The organism is Desulfatibacillum aliphaticivorans DSM 15576 (assembly GCF_000429905.1).
In the GTDB taxonomy this organism is placed as follows: domain Bacteria; phylum Desulfobacterota; class Desulfobacteria; order Desulfobacterales; family Desulfatibacillaceae; genus Desulfatibacillum; species Desulfatibacillum aliphaticivorans.
The window spans coordinates 47,484-67,301 of record NZ_AUCT01000008.1 but is presented as its reverse complement, the minus strand read 5'-3'; the positions used below and the strand labels follow the sequence as shown (position 1 = coordinate 67,301).

20 protein-coding genes are annotated in these 19,818 nt (G+C 54.5%); 16 read left to right on the top strand and 4 right to left on the bottom strand.

All coding sequences use genetic code 11. The features are described from left to right. Window positions 1-36: 36 nt before the first annotated feature. The 3 genes from fusA to G491_RS0108970 form a co-directional block, all read right to left on the bottom strand. Entirely contained in the window at window positions 37-2,070 is a 2,034-nt protein-coding gene (fusA, locus tag G491_RS0108980) for an elongation factor G (RefSeq protein ID WP_028314358.1), read from the bottom strand. Next, window positions 2,067-2,645: a GerMN domain-containing protein gene (locus tag G491_RS30060; RefSeq protein ID WP_084511440.1), complete on the bottom strand. Its 579-nt coding sequence runs from the start codon at window positions 2,643-2,645 to the stop codon at window positions 2,067-2,069. The genes fusA and G491_RS30060 overlap by 4 nt, the downstream gene beginning before the upstream one ends. A gap of 244 nt (window positions 2,646-2,889) precedes the next feature. Further along, window positions 2,890-3,444 carry a hypothetical protein gene (locus G491_RS0108970; RefSeq protein ID WP_028314357.1) on the bottom strand — a complete coding sequence of 185 codons (555 nt, stop codon included), beginning with the start codon at window positions 3,442-3,444 and terminating at the stop codon, window positions 2,890-2,892. A gap of 252 nt (window positions 3,445-3,696) precedes the next feature. Here G491_RS0108970 and G491_RS0108960 point away from each other — a divergent pair, with 252 nt between their 5' ends. From G491_RS0108960 to G491_RS30045, 16 genes are all read left to right on the top strand, one after another. After that, window positions 3,697-4,449, top strand: a complete 753-nt coding sequence (locus G491_RS0108960; protein ID WP_028314356.1) for a hypothetical protein — start codon at window positions 3,697-3,699, stop codon at window positions 4,447-4,449. 90 nt (window positions 4,450-4,539) lie between these two features. Then, window positions 4,540-5,049, top strand: a complete 510-nt coding sequence (locus G491_RS0108950) for a hypothetical protein (RefSeq protein WP_028314355.1) — start codon at window positions 4,540-4,542, stop codon at window positions 5,047-5,049. Window positions 5,050-5,108: 59 nt separating this feature from the next. Further along, window positions 5,109-5,585, top strand: coding sequence for a hypothetical protein (locus G491_RS0108945; RefSeq protein WP_028314354.1), 477 nt, complete (start codon window positions 5,109-5,111; stop codon window positions 5,583-5,585). Between the two features lie 127 nt (window positions 5,586-5,712). Then, window positions 5,713-6,150: a PaaI family thioesterase gene (locus tag G491_RS0108940; protein WP_028314353.1), complete on the top strand. Its 438-nt coding sequence runs from the start codon at window positions 5,713-5,715 to the stop codon at window positions 6,148-6,150. A gap of 236 nt (window positions 6,151-6,386) precedes the next feature. Continuing rightward, complete coding sequence (locus G491_RS0108935) at window positions 6,387-7,778, top strand: 2-hydroxyacyl-CoA dehydratase subunit D (RefSeq protein ID WP_028314352.1); 1,392 nt, start codon at window positions 6,387-6,389, stop codon at window positions 7,776-7,778. 235 nt (window positions 7,779-8,013) lie between these two features. After that, on the top strand, window positions 8,014-8,838 hold the full coding sequence (locus tag G491_RS0108930; protein ID WP_028314351.1) for an SDR family NAD(P)-dependent oxidoreductase: 825 nt from the start codon (window positions 8,014-8,016) through the stop codon (window positions 8,836-8,838). A 67-nt stretch (window positions 8,839-8,905) separates the two neighbouring features. Next, entirely contained in the window at window positions 8,906-10,291 is a 1,386-nt protein-coding gene (locus G491_RS0108925; protein WP_136360643.1) for a hypothetical protein, read from the top strand. 70 nt (window positions 10,292-10,361) lie between these two features. Beyond that, entirely contained in the window at window positions 10,362-10,805 is a 444-nt protein-coding gene (locus tag G491_RS0108920; protein WP_028314350.1) for a hypothetical protein, read from the top strand. A 529-nt stretch (window positions 10,806-11,334) separates the two neighbouring features. Next, window positions 11,335-12,228, top strand: a complete 894-nt coding sequence (locus G491_RS0108915) for an NAD(P)H-dependent flavin oxidoreductase (protein ID WP_028314349.1) — start codon at window positions 11,335-11,337, stop codon at window positions 12,226-12,228. 9 nt (window positions 12,229-12,237) lie between these two features. Beyond that, window positions 12,238-12,876 carry a TetR/AcrR family transcriptional regulator gene (locus tag G491_RS30055; RefSeq protein ID WP_051327139.1) on the top strand — a complete coding sequence of 213 codons (639 nt, stop codon included), beginning with the start codon at window positions 12,238-12,240 and terminating at the stop codon, window positions 12,874-12,876. 9 nt (window positions 12,877-12,885) lie between these two features. After that, window positions 12,886-13,950: a 4Fe-4S dicluster-binding protein gene (locus G491_RS0108905; RefSeq protein ID WP_028314348.1), complete on the top strand. Its 1,065-nt coding sequence runs from the start codon at window positions 12,886-12,888 to the stop codon at window positions 13,948-13,950. A gap of 85 nt (window positions 13,951-14,035) precedes the next feature. After that, window positions 14,036-14,863 (top strand): DUF169 domain-containing protein, encoded by an 828-nt coding sequence (locus tag G491_RS0108900; RefSeq protein ID WP_028314347.1) that lies wholly within the window; start codon window positions 14,036-14,038, stop codon window positions 14,861-14,863. A 37-nt stretch (window positions 14,864-14,900) separates the two neighbouring features. Next, a complete protein-coding gene (locus G491_RS0108895) occupies window positions 14,901-15,599 on the top strand; it encodes a DUF1847 domain-containing protein (RefSeq protein ID WP_028314346.1) in 699 nt (232 codons plus the stop codon). A 51-nt stretch (window positions 15,600-15,650) separates the two neighbouring features. Further along, complete coding sequence (locus G491_RS33610) at window positions 15,651-16,751, top strand: 4Fe-4S binding protein (RefSeq protein ID WP_028314345.1); 1,101 nt, start codon at window positions 15,651-15,653, stop codon at window positions 16,749-16,751. Between the two features lie 118 nt (window positions 16,752-16,869). Then, window positions 16,870-17,847 (top strand): omptin family outer membrane protease, encoded by a 978-nt coding sequence (locus G491_RS0108885; protein ID WP_169829410.1) that lies wholly within the window; start codon window positions 16,870-16,872, stop codon window positions 17,845-17,847. 475 nt (window positions 17,848-18,322) lie between these two features. Further along, window positions 18,323-19,072 carry a cytidylate kinase-like family protein gene (locus G491_RS30045; RefSeq protein WP_051327138.1) on the top strand — a complete coding sequence of 250 codons (750 nt, stop codon included), beginning with the start codon at window positions 18,323-18,325 and terminating at the stop codon, window positions 19,070-19,072. A gap of 10 nt (window positions 19,073-19,082) precedes the next feature. Here the strand turns inward: G491_RS30045 and G491_RS0108870 are convergent, their stop codons facing one another. Continuing rightward, a complete protein-coding gene (locus G491_RS0108870; RefSeq protein ID WP_015947787.1) occupies window positions 19,083-19,652 on the bottom strand; it encodes a YqgE/AlgH family protein in 570 nt (189 codons plus the stop codon). Window positions 19,653-19,818: the final 166 nt, after the last annotated feature.

The following is a 19,818-nucleotide window of genomic DNA, read 5'->3' as shown; positions in this document are numbered from 1 at the left end:
GCGATCGCAGCCTGGCTTTGCTGTTTATGGGGAGTGCTAAATTTTGTCGTAATGGGAGAACTTCATGCTAAAGGTTCCCCGGCCCTGGGTGGCGGACCTCAGATCGGTGGAGTACCCGAACATCTTGGACAAGGGCGCCACAGCCTTGATGATTCCCACGCCGGTGGCGGATTCCAGAGCTTCGATTTTGCCGCCCCGGGAGTTCAAATCTCCGATGACGTCGCCGGTATTGGCTTCCGGCGCCGTGATTTCCAGGTCCAGGATGGGCTCCAGCAATGCGGAGTCCGCAGCCAGCAAGGCGTCGTTCACGGCCATGGAGGCGGCCACGCGGAACGCCAGGTCGGTCCCTGCGCCTTCCCGAAAAACGCCGCCCGCCAGTGTGGCGGCTACGTCCAGCACGGGGTAACCCATGACCACGCCGCTGCCAAAGGCTTCCATCACGCCTTGCTCTATATGAGGAATGAGGTGTTCCGGGATGGCGTCGAACCCGGGGGCCACGGCGAATGTGTTGCCCGTCCCTCTGGACCGGGGCTCCAGGCGGATGTCCACCTGGGCGAAATGATTGTGGCCGGCGACCTCGCGGTCGAACAATCCGGTTCCCACGGCTTCCTTGCCCACGGTTTCGCGGTAGACGACCTGGGGTTTGCCCACGTTGACCTGGGTGTTGAATTCCCGCTGCATGCGGCTGACCAGGATTTCCAGGTGCAATTCTCCCATGCCTGAGATGATGGTCTGGCCGGTTTCCTCGTCCTCCCGCACCTTGAATGTGGGGTCTTCCGCCATGAGCTTATCCAGAACCGCGGGAAGTTTTTCCTGATCGCTGTGGGTCTTGGGCTCCACGGCGATGGAAATGACCGGCTCGTAGGTTTCGATGCGCTCCAGCATGACCGGCTTGTCCATGGTGCACAAGGTGTCGCCGGTGGAGGAGTCTTTCATGCCCACGATGCCCACGATGTTTCCCGCGCCCGCCTGTTCGATGCGTTCCCGCTTGTTGGCGTGGATGGACAAGATGCGGGCGGGCTTTTCCTTGCGGCCCAAAGTGGGATTGAACACGTCCTGGCCGGCGATGAGCTTGCCGCTGTATATGCGGGCGAAGCATAGCTTTCGGCCTTCGGGCATGGATACTTTAAAAATCAGGGCGGCCAGGGGGTCCTTCTCCGAATTGCCGCAGATGATTTCCTCCTTGGACTCGGGATGCACGCCCCGGGCCGGAGGAACTTCCTTGGGGCTCGGCAAAAAGGCCGTGATGGCGTCCAGCAGGGGCTGAACTCCCACGTTGCGCAAGGCGGATCCGCACAGGACCGGCACGGCGCCGGATTCGATGGTCGCCTTGCGGATGCCCTGGATCAGCCTATCCTTGGAGACTTCCCCTTCCTCCAGGTAGAGCTCCATCAGCTCGTCGTCGAATTCCGCGACGTCTTCCACAAGCTGCTCCCGGTAGGTCTCGGCCTCTTCGGCCCGGTCGCCTTCCAGAGGCGATCTTTGAAACGAGGCGCCCAGGCTGGTTTCGTCCCAGGTGATCTGCTCCATGTTCAACAGGTCGATAACGCCTTCAAAGGCGTCTTCCGCGCCAATGGGGATCTGGAGCAGCAGGGGCTTAATGCCCAGGATGTCCTTCAATTCCTGGACCGTGCCGAAGAAGTCCGCGCCGATGCGGTCCATTTTGTTCACAAAGGCCATTTTGGGGACATGGTACTTGTCGGCCTGCCGCCACACGGTTTCCGACTGGGGCTGAACCCCGCCCACGGCGCAGAAAACGCCGATGGCGCCGTCAAGCACCCGCAGGGAGCGCTCCACCTCGATGGTGAAGTCCACATGCCCGGGAGTGTCAATAATATGGATTTCATGGCCGTCCCAATGGCAGGTGGTCACCGCCGAGGTAATGGTGATTCCCCGTTCCTGTTCGTCGGTCATCCAGTCCATAACGGCCTCGCCGTCGTGGACCTCGCCGAGCTTGTGAGAGCGTCCGGTGTAGTACAGGATGCGCTCGGTCACCGTGGTTTTTCCAGCGTCAATATGAGCGATGATGCCGATATTGCGCATTTTGCTTACAGGTATTTTTTTACTCATCGTATTATCGTCATGTCTGCGCCAAATGGATAAGTCAGTTCCACATGGCCGCCAAGGGTTTCAGCTTCTTTACCTTCAATCAGGATTTTAACGGAGGAGATATCCTGGACGTTCAGGCACAAGGTGTTGACCAGGGCGAATACGGTCATGTACTCCGCCTCGGCGCCTCCGGGAAGCCCTTGCGAGATCTCCCGGGAAAAATCAACATAGCACAGTCCGTTCCGAACATAAACGGCCAAAAGCCGCGTATCCTCGGGTATGCATCGCAAACCGTCGCCCCGGGGGCCGTCCAACAGGGCTTGTATCAGGGCTTTGGCGTGCAAGGCCGGCGCCTGATTGGCTTCCAAACGGCGATCCTCCGCCGCCAGGTGATACCCCTTGGGGCTGATAAAATACAAATGGGCGACGTCGGTCCTCTCCTGCAGCGCGCCTTGCTCCGCGCCGGACTCCGGGCGTGTCTGGTCCGCAAACAGGCTTCCTAGTGGGACTAACAATCCCAAAACCAGCAAGGTCCATAAAAGGGACAATATTTGTCGGCTGCGCCTGCGCATGAGGATTTTACCCAATTGATTCAATTTGTTTCAGGCGAAATCCGTCCGGTGGATTCCCCCGCCTGATTGCTTGTGATTTCTATGTTACCTGCCGCCTAAAGTCAAGGGAACAGGCGCCCGGCGTTATCGAGAATTGTAAATCCAGTTCAAAGCCGGGTTCCGGACCGCCCGTAAAAGATAAGACATTAATTTTACATAACAAGGCGGCCCGGAAATTAATTTGTGGTCCTAAAATTGAATAGAGCAAACTGCCATTCCAGGCTCCCGCTTAATGAAAGCGCCTTTTAGCATAAGGCGTAATAGTAATAGTTCCGGACAGGTCTTGGTTGTTGGAATAGTCGATTTTTGAGCGGTCGTCATAGTTCGTCCAAGAATAGCTCAGCATCAGCCGTGCCTTTTCCAAACGCTCGTAATGTATCCAATCCGCCGTATACTCGGCAATGTATCGAGGATTTTCCTTTGACCTGGAAACGCGTCCCATCCACGTTCTGTCAGACTTTTTGTTTTTTCGATCCTGGTATGGGCTCCAGCCCAATGCTTTCATCTCCTTTTCATAGAAATCCCTCAGGTCCCTTGCGGGAAAGTTTTGTCTGACTCTAAAGTCCAACCCTTTCGCCTGTCGATCAAGCCTGGAATATCTATTGATTACTTTGGCTATGGGATAAACGGGGATTTGATAGTTTTCAGGGGTGATGTCGAAACTTTTTCCCGAAGAAAGGGAAACTGCTTTCCACCATGATAAGGCGATAACAATGACGATTAGACAGAAAATTCCCAACGGGATGAATGTTCTTGGATAGTTTATTTTATTCCAAAACGCCAATATCCGTTTCCCTCATAAAAAGATTGAAATATGACTAATGCCGTTCATTAAGGAAAAAGCATGCGCGCAGGTTCATCCGACGCCCTTTGGCTGATTGTATACGAGATGGCCATATTTTCCAAGGGCGAGGCGGTTTTATTTTCAGCATTATGCCATAATTGTTGAGTTTTTGAGATTGTTCTGGTTAATTCAAAAGTGGCAATTCCCATTACAGATAGGAGACGGCGAGGGCCGCAGCGTGGAGACGCACTAATGGCGAACACTTTTAAGCGGAAGCGGGATGTGTGGATCGTCGTTAGCGTTGTGATAGTTGTTTGTATGTATGCCCTGGTCGCCATGCATGAGAGGCTTTTTCTCTGGAGTATGGTAAAATTCAAGTATGGGCGGGACAAGTCCAGCGCTTACAACGCTGTTTTGGAAGACCGGGGGCGCATAGAGTGTACAAGCCATTCTCCCAGTGAGGTTGAAATCGCCGCCCCGGGTTTTTTCTTTGTTTCTCCACACCCTGTTGAAAAAATGTCGGCGACGGAATGGGTTTTTTCATATTCTCTTGAAAGCGCCGCCGCAGTGCACGTAAGGAAATGCCCCTCTGATTTTCAGGAAAGCGAGGAGTATCGCGACCTGAAGAACATGCTGTACGGCGACGAACCTGTGAGCTTATATGAATTCAACAGGCGTCAGCTCCAGGTCACGCCGGATCAAATTTCCTTTTTTGACTCCAAGGAAGAGATCTGGCGAGCGTTTCTTCTGCTGATGATGAAGCCGCTCAATGCAGATGAGCATCAATATACTGCCTCCACCGAAAACTTGAACATTATCCAGTTGGGATTTCCAACGCCAAATCCCCCGGATATTGGAGCGGCCTTTGGCCCTGTCAGGTGTTGGGTTTTTGGGAAAGATGACAAATCATACGAGATCGATTTCATCGGCCTGGACCAGGAGGCCATTGACTGTATTTTGGCAAGTTTTACAATTACAGAAACTCCGATGATGGAAAAACAATGAAAATCTGCTTTTTAGGCTTTCATATGCTGATTGATTTCTATAACATGCTTATTTTATGGTTGATATGGGGCAGTTAAAGCAGGAGGCGCTATGCGAATATTATCCGCACTAATGCTCATTTTTTGTTTTGGCTTCGCAACTTACGCACAGGCGTCTTTCGAGCCCGTCAAGCAGCAAGTGAATTCCAGCGGTGAAACTACTTTAAGATTCGAGTCTGAAACAGAGAATATTGAAGTTGTGATTAGCGCTCATGAGGTTGATATTGGCTCCCCACATGAGCCGTCTCCAGCAACAAAGCATACCAGCTGCACATATTCCAAGTTTCCGTGCAGTATTGTCGATAATATTATGATCAGCGTAAACTCAAAGCCGATATATATCGCTCGAAGCGCTTTTTGTGACATTGCTGATGTGAGCACAGCCGCTCTCATTTCAACTGACAAGGGCTATTGCCTGGAACTTCACTATGGATCTGATTTTTTAGTATATATCGCTACCTTACGGTTTGACGAGCAGCTTGTTTATGAACGGGAGGTGTTGCTGACAAATTTTTCCGACGTCGTTGAAAAGACATGGTATTCAAATAAGTTCTACGAATAAGGCGCAAACGTTTTTTTTGAAACTGCTGCAAACTCAATACTCAGGACTTTAGGGGGAGTATGAATAAATCATTGTATATTAAAATGGTTATGCTGTGTGTGGGGTTATCGTTGGTTGCTCTGACGTCTCATGGAATCGCGTCCGATCAGGGCGTCGGCCATTCCAGCACCCAGCCGGAAAAAACCGTGACCATAAAAGGCCAATTTGATGAAGCCTATCGAAACTGGCAAATTTATTGTGACACGCCGGACGTGATGTATAGCTCATTGCGTTCTACGTACGTGGAAAATGAGCCGTTTGGCGCCATAATAAACCTCGGCCCTCCCGCCTTGCCCGTTATAATGGAAAAGTTGCAGAAGGATAAGGATAACGACTGGCAAGGGGGCGATTTTCTTTTATGGTATGCTGTCAAGGAGATTACGGGAGTGGATCTTGAACAATGGGATTTGTTTGAATCGGAGCCTGACATTGCAGAAAAATATATCCAATGGTGGCATGAGAATAAGGCGTCTTGGAGTCAGGGACATGCACAATAAAAATGCGGATGGATAAAAGGTGTTCTTCTGGATTGGTCGTAAACGCGATTATTGTGCTAAGTATCTATCTTTAAGGATTGGACGCCCTGCATTGCCCCATAATTTTTGACGCCCGGAGACCATATTGATGACCGATTGGAACAAGGTGCTGGACAGCCTGCTGGAAGACTCGCCCGGCGAACCCCTGATTACGTCCAGGGCGCACGAAACCCTTGGCCTGCCCAAATTGAAAAAATGGGCGCCAGGCATGGTCCACGCCGAATGGGCCTTTGACGAACGCATGGGCAACAGCCGGGGCGAGGTCTACGGAGGCTTTTACGCGGCCCTGGGCGACACCTTGTCGGCCATTGCGGCCATGACCGTCTTAAAGCCTGATGAAATCGTCAAAACCACAGACCTTCGGGTGTCTTATTTTCGCCCCATGAAAGAAGGCGTGGTCCATGCAACCGCAATAGTCATCAACCGCAGCAGAACCACCGTGCACGTGGAAGTGGACTTTAAGAATCTCGAGGACAAACTCCTGGCCAAGGCCTACGCAACCCATCAGGCGGTCAAGCCGGAGTAGCAGGATAAATGGAGTTTTGCAGGAGCGGCTTAGTCCAAGCCGGGGTGAATTCCGGCAGGATAAAATACTATCTGTTCAAGCCTGACGCTCCGGTTTGTCAGTTTTCAACGCCTTGACAATAATTCGGCCCCGTGCCATACCTTTTCTGTACGGTTGTCCCAAAGCCGCAAGGCATCCCCGATTTGCGCTCCGTGCCTTACCATTCCTTTGTTTTACAATAGATGCAGGAAGTCAGTGTGGGGGAAAAAGCATTAAAAAAACTCCAGGTGTGGAAGTATCAACGGCGCAGGCTCAGGCTTTTGATCTTTCTGCTTAGGTTTCCCAGGCTGGTGTATGTCTTCACGCGCCTGCTGCGTTTTGTCATACCCGGCAGGGAAACCCGGTCCAACAGCGCCCGTCGCCACAGTTTCTCCATGATCGGCGGGGGCCTGGTCAGGCCCGCGGACCTCAAGGCCATGCGCTATGTATACCTTGATTACCTGGAATACATGGACGACCTGTTGTATGCGGAAAAAGGGACCTGGCCGGTGGTGTGGTCCGAGTTCAACCTGTCCAACGAAATCCTGCGGGTGCTGGACGTGGTCATGTATGTGCCCGAGTCCATGGCCATCATGGGGCATAATATGGGCACGCACACCACGGTGAAGATCATCGAGGCTGCAGAGCGGGAAGGGCTGCCCACGGAGTTTTGCTCCGCAGGCAAGGCGGCCATAGGCGCTTATTTGACTCATCAGGCGCCCAAGCCGGATTTGCTTATTTCAAGCTCCCATCCGTGCGATTCCGTGGTTTCCAGCTATCAAACCCTGGAATACCTGACCAAAGCGCCGCTGTTTTCCGTGGACACCCCCTATTGGGACGATGACGACAGCGTGGATTATTACGCAGACAACCTCCTGGAGTTGATCGGTTTTCTGGAGGACAACACCGGCCTGAAAGTAAACTGGGACGATTTGGCTCAGGTGTGCGACAACATTAACAGGACCAACGCCCTGCTGCAGGAATATACGGAAATGGCCCGGGCTGTGCCGTCGCCGTGCAACCTGACCTGCCTGCTTTTGGGGTGGCAGCACAGCATTGCGGCCCATGGCACGGAAAACGGGCTTCAGTTCGCCCGAATGATTTGCGAGAACGCCAAGGCCCGGCTCGCCAAGGGCAAGGGATTTATCAAAAAGCAGAAAATCCGGGTCATCTGGTGGGACATCCCCATCGGCTTTCATTTTTTGGAGCCCTGGTTGAACCGGCGTTTCGGCGCCGTGACCGTGGCGGATTTCATGGGCAGGGTCAATACCAACATGATCGACCTGTCCTCCCGGGAAACCATGATCCGGGACCTGGCCCGATCCCATTTGAATATTGCCATGGCGCGCCAATTGCGCGGCCCGGCCGAGTTTTTCACCGAGGAATTAAAGCGCATTTTGGAGGAATACTCGGGCGATTGCATGATTTTCACCCGGCACCAGGGCTGTAAAGGGGGCTGGGCCATGGGAAAATTAATACGGGATGTTTGCCAAAAGTCCGATCTTCCTGTATTATTTCTATCTACGGACTCTTTTGACCCCCGTTTCGCCTCGGAGCAGGAGATTAAACGGGAGATTACCGAGTTCTTTCAAAATAACGGACTGGCCTGACCGCTGACCACGACTCATCGCACAGCGGTCAATCATATATTCCGGATTTCTTTGAAGCCCGGGAAAAGTCGGCCTTGTTAAGACGCCGAAGCTCGGAGGGGGCTTTCGGCCCATCGCTAATATTTTAATACAAGCAGTTTTATTTTGGGGAAAGGGTTGCAAAACCCAGGCGTCGAGCCATACCCTTGTATTCACAGGACGATGAAATCGACTAATCCCGTGAATAGGCGGTGAAATGGATGTTTTCAACGAAAAGATTGCCGTAGTCACCGGAGCGGCGGCCGGAATCGGCAAGGCCCTTTGTTTGGCTTTGGGCCGGAGCGGCGCTTTTGTAATCGCGGCGGGCCATCACCTGGACCGGGTGGAAAGAACGGCCCGGGAAGTCAGGGACCAGGGCGGGTCCGCAACCGCCGCCCAGGTGGACGTGACTCAGGAAGAGGACGTTAAAAAGATCATTGACCGGACCGTGCAGGAGCGCGGACGGCTGGATTATTATTTCAACAACGCGGGCATCAGCATTGCGGGAGAAATGCGCGACCTGTCCCTGGACGACTGGCGCAGGGTGCTGGACGTAAACCTCATGGGCGTCCTGTACGGCTCCCACTACGCCTATGCAGCCATGGCCGCCCAGGGCCACGGGCATATTGTAAACGTTTCGTCCCTGGGAGGGCTGTTGCCCTTTCCGGTCAAGGGGCCGTATTCCGCATCCAAGCACGCGGTGGTGGGGCTCACGTCCACGCTGCGGGCCGAAGCCGCCCGTTTGGGGGTTAAGGTCAGCCTGGTTTGCCCCGGCCTCATTGAAACGGAAATCTGGGAAAAAACCCCCATACACAAGGCTGACAACAAGGATGTGAAGAATATTTTCACCCTTCCCATGCTGCCGGTGGACAAGGCGGCGGAGCTTACTCTTAAGGGCGTAGCCAGGAACAAGGGAATCATTGTGTTTCCCTTTCACGCCAAGCTGGCCTGGAGGGCCTATCGCTTATCCCCGGCGCTGTTGACTCCCATGGGATGGTACATGATGCGGAGCTTCAGGAAGATTCGCAAAGACCAGGCATGACATGAAACAAAGGCAGGTTGAAATGGGCCGGCTGGGCAACGCGGCCGTTAAAGGAAGCGGACCAACCATGCAACCCGAAAACCAGAACATTCCAAAGCGGTTTCCCGTAGTCCTGGAGGATAAAATCCTCTATTGGATGCGCAACTCCCATTGCGCCAATTTCGGTTTGATCGCCCAATTGAACGGCAGGCTTGATTTCGTTCGCCTTAAGCAAGCCATGCGCATGTGCCTGGACGCGGAGCCGATCCTGGGATGCCGATTCGTGGAAACCGCCTTTGGGCAACATTGGGAGCGCCTGCCCGATCTGAACGCGGAGGAAATCTGTACGCTGGTGGAAAATCCCCTTGATGAGGACGACCCCGGAGGCTATTGGGATTCCCTGCCGGACCTGGACGTGCACCAGGGGCCCCAGGCCCGCGTCTGGGTGCTGCGGGGCCGGAACGACCTGTTGTGCCTTCGGGTGAATCACGTGGCCAGCGACGGCGGGGGAGTCAAGGACCTGGCTTATCTGCTGGCTAGAACCTACAACCGCCTGGAACGCGATCCTTATTACATCCCCCCCTCCAATATCCATGGCGCCCGGGGCCTTGCCCAGGTTTTTCGCCACATGGGTTGGCGGGATCGTTTGGGCGTATTGCGCAGAACCATGGCGGACGCCCATGTATTTCTCCGGGGACGGAGCAAGCGCAGGGCTCCCCTGGACTTTCAGCCTCCTGAAGGACGAACCCTGTTGACCCGGGTGATCGCCGGGGAAGATTTCAGACGATTAAAGGCCTATGGAAAGGCCCGGGGCGCGACCATCAACGATACTGCGGCCACGGCCGCCATCCGGGCCTTTTACTCCCTGCTGAACTCCGATCCCAAAGCCTACGCCAGAATGGTGGCCACGGCGGACCTGAGGCGCTACATTCCCGGCGGCCAGGCCGAGTCCGTGTGCAACCTTTCCGGCTTTTCCTACATCAATGTGGGGCGCGGACTGCCGGGGGATTACAATTCCCTGCTCCGAATCGTCCATGACGCTTTTCAGAAGCTCAAGCAGGAATACATTGGCATGGGCAACATTCCCCTGTCCGCCGCCGTATTTAAAACCATGCCCTTTTCCGTGGGGTTGCGCTTTCACGACGGAATAGGCGACATCCTCAAGAAAAAGTCCGCCTCCACCGGCGACTTGGGCCTCATGTTCACCAACGCCGGGGTGATCGACCCGGAAAAATTCCGGTTTAACGGCGCGCCAGCCGCCTGGGCGGGCGTCACAGCAACCCGATCCACTCCGCCCGTGGTGACTGTCTGCATCTCCGGCCTGGGCGACAGCCTTTTGGTTACGCTAGGGTTCTGCCAAAACGTACTGAGCCGGGATCTGGCGGAAAGATTTCTGGACCGCCTGGAAGCCGAGTTAATCCGCACGGAGCCCGCAACCTGCGCTCCGGACCTCATCCAATCCCTAAACCCTTGACAGTCAACGGGGCTTGCAATACAAATACCTCATTAATCGTCTTTTATTCCCAAAAGAAATGGGGGGTGACATGCTTAGCAGGTTTTCTCAACTGGCGCCGTCGAAGTGGTCCTACTCGCAATGGCGAAAATTCTTTATAATTGCCGCCATTTGGAATATTTTTTTCGCCGCTCCGGCCTCCTTCTGGCCGGAATTCAACATGAAAATTTTTTACGACGTGCTCTATGGAGAGGATTACGCTATCATCCTGAACAGGTGCTTCTGGATATTTATCCTGGCTTTGGGCGTGGGCTTCGGCGTTGTATCCAAAGGCCCGGAGAAAAATCACGGGGTTCTGGTTATCGGCGTCATCGTCAAGATTGCTCTGGCCATTACCTGGTTCGGGCTTGTGCTTGACCGCATGGCCACCTTTGTGGCTCTTTTCTGCGCTCTTGGAGAGGCCCTGTTCGTCATTTATTTCGTCTACTATCTGATATCCGGTCCTACACACGAGGAAACGGAAGTACCCATCTGATTTTCCATAATCCTCCAGGCTAATCCTTGCCTGGAGGATTCTTTGCAATGCCCTCCATCCTGACTACAATTCAAAAATTTTTGTTTCCGGATTTTAAATCATACCTTGCCGCAATTCTACAACGACCCTGGGTCCCCGGTTTGGGGAAAGAGGCCCCAACAAAACCAAGCCAGAAAAGCCCCTTGTCTGGATCCGAAGTCTTTTTGGGCTTGTCCAGGGAAGCCTTTGTTTAAAAATCCAGCCCGATTTCAGTCTTTGCGGCGCCTAAATTTTTGGCGCAATTTCGGCCTGATATTTTTCCGAACGTTCGTTTGAAATATGTTTGATTTTTCCTTGGCCCATAACATCCTAATGTTAATATTATTAGTATGTTATTCCGTCATAGAAAAATGAATAAAACTTTCGGATAATAAAGCAATTGACAGGACTAGGCGACTGGTCTACTGTAAGCGCAGATAGACAAGTGGTCTATCGCCAAAACAGCCTTGCCCTATCCCCCTTTTCCAAACCCAAAATAAGGAGATGAGTCATGTCCCAACTGCTGGAAATGCTCGGTTGTCAATACCCCATTCTTCAAGGGCCTATCGGCGAGTTGTACGACCCCGGTATGGTCGCGGCGGTGTCCGAGGCCGGCGCCTTCGGCGTGCTGGCCCTGGGGTTCGTGTCGGACCTGGAACAGGTAAAGGCCTTGGTGGGCAAGATCCGGGAGCTGACGGACAAGCCTTTTGGCGCCAACCTCATGATTTCCATGAATCCCAACAACGACCGGATTCTGGAAATCCTCTACGAGGCCGGGGTGCGTGTGGTGACGACCTCCGGGGGCTCGCCCAAGAAGATTTATCCCAAAATCAAGGAAATGGGCATGCAAGGGCTGCACGTGACTTTGTCCGCGCCCATGGCGGCCAAATCCGTGGAAGCCGGCGCCGACGGCGTGGTGGTGTCCGGCACGGAGTCGGGCGGGCTGCGCACCTTGGGACCGGAATCCACCAATTTTATCCTGATTCCCTTGACCTGCGACATGGTGAGCGCGCCGGTTGTCGCCGCCGGAGGCATTGCGGACAAACGGGGATACCGGGCGGCCATGGCATTGGGCGCCCAGGGCGTGCAGATAGGCACGGCCTTTTTGGCGGCGGAGGAAAGCCCTGCCTGCCAGGCCTGGAAAGAGGCCATCATGCAATGCGGCGATGCGGGCACGGTGCGGGTTCCTTTGGGCCCCATGGCCATGCGCGCCATTATGAACCCCAAGCTGAAGGAAATGGTTGGGCAGGGAGAGGATTTTTCCAAGGAGTACAATCTGATGAACGCAGGCCAGGCCTGGAGAAGCGGGGATTTCGATCTTTTTCCCGCAGGCGCGGGGCAGGTCAGCGCTCTGATTTCGAAAATCCGTCCGGTCAAAGACATTATTCAGGAAATGGTTTCGTAAAACACGGTTATGACATCCAAACGCAAACAGGACGCCAAGACCCGCCTGTTAAGGGCGGGGGCGAAAATTGTGATCCAAAAGGGCTTTAACGACACCGGGCTCCAGGAAATCCTGGACGCAGCCCGGGTGCCCAAGGGCTCTTTTTATTTTTATTTCAAGAGCAAGGAAGATTACGGGCTTCATCTTATCGATTTTTATGCGGATTTTTTCGACCGCCACGCCCGCGGGCATTTCAAGGGCGAGGAAGGCCCATACATCCCGAAAATCGAAGCCTTTCTGGATTGGCAAGGGGACTACATGGAAGCCGTCGGCTATCAAGGCGGTTGCCCCTTTGGCAATCTGGGGCAGGAAATGGGGGACCGGAACGAGAATTTCCGCACGCGGCTCCTGGAGATTTTCGACCGGCAGCGCCGGCTCCTGGCCGGAGTTCTGGAAAAAGCCCGGATCGCCGGAGAAATTCGTCCGGACATCGACTCCGTACAGATGGCAGAGCACATCATCTGCGCCTGGCAGGGAACCCTCATCCAAATGAAGCTCAGTCAGAATTCATATTCAAGAAAAGTGTTCAAGCAAAATATATTCGGCGGATTGCTGGCTCCGCCGCCGGATTTCTCAACCGGCGCCGACGAACGGCGTCAACATGTTTAAGGAGGCATCATGTCAGAAGACGTTTATCGTAAATTGCAGCAACAGTTGGATCAATATTCCATGGGATACCCTGCCACGGAATCCGGCATTGAAATCAAGATCCTCAAATATTTGTTCAGCGAAGAAGACGCCAATGTTTTCCTGAATATGACCCCCAAACTGGAAGCTCCGGAAGCCGTGGCCCAGCGCATGGGCGAGCCAGAGGCTGAAATGGCGGCCAAGCTGGAGGACATGGCCGAGCGCGGCCTTTTGTTCCGCCTGAAAAAGGGCGGCGTTTCCAAATACGGGACGATTCCGTTCGTCCACGGCCTGTTTGAGTTTCAGGTCAAGACTCTGGACAAGGAACTCTCGGAGATGGGCGGGCAATACTTTGATGAAGCCTTTGACGACGCCATGCAATTCGGGGTGGAGCATTTTCTCCGCACCATTCCGGTCCAGCAATCCTTGGACGTGGCCCATAACGTGGCCAGCTACGAAGACGCCGTGGAAATCCTGAAAAAAGTCCCTCAGATAGTTATCACCGACTGCATTTGCCGTAAGCGGGCGTCCATTATGGAAGAGGATTGCGGCAAAGCCCTGGAAGCCTGCTTTATGTTCGGCTCCATGGGGCAATATTATATCGACCGCGACATGGGCCGGGTGATCAGCCTGGAGGAAGCCATCCAAATATTGGAAAAATGTCGGGAGGACGGCTTGGTCACCCAGCCGGCCACCGCCCAGAATCCCGGCGGCATGTGCAATTGCTGCGGCGATTGCTGCGGGGTCTTGAGAGCCATAAACAAGCATCCCAAGCCGGTGGAGATCGTTTTTTCCAACCATTACGCCGTAGTGTCCGACGAAGACTGCACCGGCTGCGAAACCTGCCTGGAGCGCTGTCAGATGGGCGCCATCGACATGAAGGACGACGTCGCTCAAATCAACCTGGACCGCTGCATCGGCTGCGGCCTGTGCGTCACCACCTGTCCGACGGAAGCCATTACCCTGGCTGCCAAATCCGAGAACGCAATGCGCCTCCCGCCCGCCTCCATGATGGAGCAGATGATGGGCATGGCCCAAAAACGCGGACTCATGTAATAATTCTCATAATGACATAGACGGAAAGCCCGGCCTGGAAACGGTCTTGTGCAGGCCGGGCCTTCGTCGTTTTAAGGAGGGTGTAATGGCTTTGGAAACCTTGAAAAAGTTGGGGGAGGAGTTGTACGCCAAGCTGCATCTGCCTACCTATCCCGTAGCTGTCACGTACATAAAAAGCGAAGATGAGATCCCGCAGCAAGCCTTGCGGCCGTCCGCCATGGGCCAAAAGATGGCCCTGTGCCAAGCCTTTACCAACGCCCGCTCCTGGGGCGCGCATACGGCCATGACCGAAAAGGACAATTTTTGCGTACCTTCTTCAGCCATGCACAAGTGGATCAATGTCACCGACGAGGAGTTTGTGGAAAGCCAGGTGCGTCAGGGCTGGCATATTGACCGCCAGGCGGAGATGAACCGCCTGGCCGTGTTTAATAGCCTGTTCGCCGGAGAGGAAGGACGAAAGCGGCTGGAAACCATGCAAAGCCGCATGGGCTTTGTTTGCTCCCCCTTACAAAACGCTCTGATGGAGCCGGACACGATTCTGGTCTTCGGCAACGGCATCCACATGACCCATCTCATTCAGGCCTTGTGCTACGACTATACCTCGCCCGTGTTCGCCGCCTTTGAAGGATTCGGCGAGTCCTGCGCCAAAGGCGGCCTGCTTCCGTTCGTCACCGGCCGGCCCCAAGTGGTGCTGCCGGGCATGGGAGACCGGGCCTTTGCCGGAATCGCACCCGATGAGCTGGCCATAGGCATCCCGGCCCCCATGTTCCCCAAAATGATGGAGCATATGTTCAAGTCCGGCGGCCTCATGAACATCGGCATGCCGTTCAAAACCATGATGCCCAGCGGTATGAGCGAGTCCATCACCCCGGGGTTTGCGTATTTGAGGGGTCGGGCTGAAAAAAACAAATAAAAATACCGCTGTGCGATAAGTCACCAGGGAGGAGCAAATGGCTGAAGACAAGAAACGGGCCGCCCATTGCGCCCAATGCGACTTGGACCTGTTTGAGCGATCTTGCCTGTTTGAGTCCGGGAAAGGGGCCAAAGGGTGCCCCACCCTCACGCGGCAAGATGTGGTGAGGGCGGCAAACAAGGCTTATGAGGCGCCCGAAACCCTGGAATTCGCCCGCCAGGCGTCCATCCAGGAATCCGAGTGCTATGCCAATCGCGATCAGAGCCCTTATGTGCTGCAACCATGTAAAACCCGAATAGTTGAGGTGGCTGAATTCGCCCAAAAGATGGGGTACAAACGCCTGGGCCTGGCCTTTTGCCTGGGGCTTATGAACGAAGCCAAAACCGTTGCGGAGATATTTGAAGCCTGGGGCTTTGAAATGGTTTCCGTGATGTGCAAGGCGGGCAGGACCTCCAAAAAGGCGGTGCTGGGTCTTGAAGATGACGAAATGATCTACCGGGGAATGGACGAGCCCGCCTGCAATCCTGTGTTTCAGGCGGAACTGCTCAATCATGAACGCACGGAATTCAATATCCTGCTGGGCTTGTGCGTGGGCCATGACTCCCTGTTTTTCCAGCACGCCAAGGCTCCGACCACCGTGTTGGCCGTCAAGGATCGGGTGACGGGCCATAACCCCCTGGCGGCCGTTTACGGGGTTTCCATGTATCACCAACGCATCAAGGTTCCAGGATTATAAAGCAATTCCCCCTGCCGGAGGGCCGGATAATTTTGTTCAAGGAGGTTAAGTATGGAAAAAAATGCATATGAAAATCTTTGGGAAAGGCTGAACCAGGCATTCACTACCGCGCCCGCGGATGCAGAGGGAAATCCCCATCCTGCATTTATGAAATATCTTGAGTTGTTATACTCCCCGGAAGAGGCGGAAATCATGCAGCATATGCTGCGGCCGGTGCAGTTTTCGCCCTCCCAGGAGATTGCCGAGGCCTCGGGAAAAAGCGTGGAGTATGTGGAGGCGGTTCTGAACGGCGTGAACAAAAAAAACGGCCTTTTGGCTATGGGCAATTTCTACGCCCTGCCGCCGGCGCCGCTTTTGTTGAACAAACATGTATTCTACCCGGAAATCAAACCCGATGATTTAAAAGCCGCTGAACTGTACCAGGACTTTTTTGTCAAAGACGGTTTTTACAAATATTATGAGGGGTCCATCAAAGGCACGCCAATATTCCGGACCATTCCCGTGGACAAGGTTATTGACGAAGGACAAAAAGTGCTGGAAGCCGAGGAGGCGCACGATTTCATCCTGAACCATGCGCCCGAGGAGATGGCCCTGGTGCCCTGCCCGTGCCGCACCAGAACGGAAAAAATGGGAATCAGGGAATGCAAGGACCATTTTCCCGTGGCCGCCTGCATCATGATGGGCCCCACCGCCCTGCATTTTGAAAGCCTGGGCCTGGGGAAACGGGTCACCCGGCAACAAGCCCTGGACTATTTTGACGAAATGAACGAGCTGGGGCTGGTGGGCGCCACGGACAACACCATCACCGACAGTTCGGTCATCTGTCTGTGCTGCGAATGCTGCTGTTCTCAGATCCGGGGCCGGACCCGCTGGGACAACCCGGACGCCATGTCGCCTTCTAATTTTTATCCTGTAGCGGGCGAAGATTGCGTGGGATGCGGAACCTGCACGGAACGGTGTTTTTTCAACGCCCTGACCGTGGACGAGGAAACCGAAAGAGCCGTGGTCAATCCCGATGAGTGCATCGGCTGCGGCGTCTGCGCTTTGGGATGCCCTACCGGCGCCCTCAAGCTGCAGCGTCTGGAAAGATCCACGCCGTTTGCAACAGGGCGGGATCTGGTTCGCACCATCGCCAAGGAAAACCGGGAGTAGTTTACAAAGTTTACAAAGTTTATTGAACACCCGGACGGATTGGGGTATGATTATGCTTCATAACAAGACAATGTGCAGCATTTTCATACCCATATCCGAGAAAAATGAAGGGGGTTCCATGAAAACTATCGCCCGCGGCGCTTTATGTTTTTTGTGCGTATTCCTTTTGGCTTTGCCGGCCCTGGCGGCTCGGCTCGATGTGGACGCCTCCCTGGGGGCGGGCTATGTCGCCGGTAAAAATCAATACGAAATCGGCGGATCCGTAATCAGCAGCGACGGCCAGAACGAGTATCTCGACTTTCCCATCAGCCGTTTGGAGTTCCCCATTGACATGGGGTTCTTCTCCCTGGACGGCAATCTGAACATAACCCCGAAATGGGGCCTGTCCGCCTCCCTGCAACGGAACTTTACCGATCCCGGCAGCGACATGAAGGATTCGGACTGGATTTTCGGCGGGTTCGGCGGCAATGACACCAAAGACATCTATTCCACCAGCAAGATGGATTGCGAAGCCTGGATTCTCGATATAAACACCCGGTATCGCTTCCTGGAGGCCGTCCACGGCCAGGGAACCGTCACGGGCCCTCAACCCGGCAACGTCTATCGCCTGTTCGCAGGCCTGGGCTACATGTATCAGTCCTTTGAATACGACGTGTACGACCTGGACCAGTTTTATCCCCAGCTCCCCTCCATTCCCCATGATGTCATTCGGGGGCCGGTCCTGGTTTACGACCTGACCTTTGACATTCCCTATCTCATGGCCGGCGGCGAGGCCGTCTACGGCGACTCCTGGTTTATCAGCCTGGAAGGCCGGGCCACCTGGTTCACCCACGCCACGGACGACGACAGCCACCTGTTGAGGGACAAGTTTACCTCCGTGGACTCCGACTGGGACGGAACCACCTACGCGGGCCGCCTGGAGGTCCGGTACAACATCACCCCCCAGTGGTACTGCGCCTTCAAAGGCTCCTTGATGTACATTCGGGTGGACGCGCGCTCCAGCGCCCGTCTGCCCGGGGTTGCTCCCTATACAATCGATGAGGAGATTGAGAGCGATCAGGCCGCGATGTTTCTTTTCGGCGGGTGCAATTTTTAACGGCTGGGCAATTAAGGCTTAAATTCAATATATTGCGTGGATTCTTTACTCCGGGCGCACAGAAAAAACCTGGAAAAAGGATTGACACGGAGCTGCATCATGGTAATAATTATACCACAATGTGGTATAAGCCACCCCTCTTCTGGCTCCACATTGCCTGGATGTGGGACCCTGCTGGCCATGCATGGGTCCAGCGGCGCCGGAATCCTTCACTCCTCCAACCCAAGCGCGGGACTACGGCGCCGCCACATTCCTGGTTTTTTTTCGCCAAAATCGCCTCCCAATACATTTCCATCGCCTTATAGATTGGCACATCCGTTGCATAATTTTTTATTGGTTTAGTGTTTCCTGCGCTGAGGATAGACCGATAAAATGCCCAATACCCGGACGCCGAGTCCAGGAGGATTTGGCGGATGCGGTTTTGCTGCTTCATGCCCATGTGCTTGAAGCGTCCCATCAGGCAAAGGAGGCGATCATGAGCATATTTCAAAATGGCGGCGTGGATTACGACCCGGCCCAGTATGGAAAAAACAGGCCCGGCCGCATGATGTTGGTGGACCAGTATTTTAAGGAGTGGGAATCCAGGCAGTTGTACAAGGGGCCGCCCCAGGAGTACCAGATTCCCCCCAATATCTGCCTTTCTCGCCAGGTGGGGGTGGGCGCCTTGGAGGTCGCCGATCTTCTGTCACAGGACCTGGGGTTGCCTGTGGTGGACAAAATGATCCTGGATATCATTTGCGAGTCAAAGCAACTGACTGAAAAGACAGTCCAAATCTTTGATGAGCGTCGCCCGGGGCTGTCTATGGAGCTTTCGTCCTGGCTGTTTGGGGAAAAGTCTTTTATTTCAGGAGACTATTCCAGGGAGCTGCTGAGGGCGGTAGCCGCCATCGCCGGTTTGGGGCCGAACATTTTTCTGGGGCGCGGCGCTTATCTGCTGCTGCCCAGGAACCGCACCCTGGCGGTGCGTCTTGTGGGATCCCGGGAGTACCGGTCCCGCAGGATTGCCCAGATCATGGAAAGGGAGCTTGTGACCGAGGATGCTGTCGGGGCTCTGGAACGTTTTGATCGGGAGCAGCAGGGCTTTTTCAAGAAGATGTTCCGGAAAAAGGAAATGACCATGGAGGAGTTCGACCTGGTCATCAACCGGGAGCAGTTTCCCCGAGCCTCCTCCGTAACGGCGGTCATCAAGACCGCCTATACGGAGAAGTTCAAAGACGAGAGCTGATTTTCCGCGCCTATGCGTGGCCGGCGACTCCGCTGAGCAAGTTGAGGTCCACCCCAATGCTTTGGGCGGCCTTTTCCCAGCGCTCCTCCAAAGGCGTGCGGAAAAGCAGGTCGTCGTTGCCGGGGCAGGTGAGCCAGGAGTTTTCCGCCAGTTCGGCTTCCAACTGTCCCGGCGCCCAGCCCGCACAGCCCAGGAATATCATGCAGGGATCAGGCCCGACTCCCGACGCGATGGCCTGAAGAATGTCCGTGGAATTGCTCATGGCCACCGTGTCTGAAATCTGAAGGCTGGCCTTCCATTCCATGGGGCGCCCGTGGAGCACGAACACATACCCCTGGTGAACGGGGCCGCCTATGTGCACCGTCTGATTTTCGGCCGCTTTTACGGCGGGCATGTCCATTTGGTCGAACAGGGTCTTGCCGGTTACAGAGTCGAAAGATTGGTTAATCACCAAACCAAAGGCCCCATCCTGGTTATGAACGCAGATATAGGTGACGGACAGGGCGAAGTTGGGGTCATTTAACGCAGGCATGGCGATAAGAAACTGGCCTGCCAAAGATTCCTGAATAATATGCGTCATAAAATGCTCGACCTCCTGGAAACGAGCGTAAAATCCATATTCTTCAGGGTAATTCCATGCCGGACTCTTGTCAAGGTCGGCGGCGCCCGGCCCAGGCCCGATGGGCGGCGCCGCTTTTGCTTGCATTTTCCTTTTCTTGAGATACAATGAAAAAAACCGTTCAAAA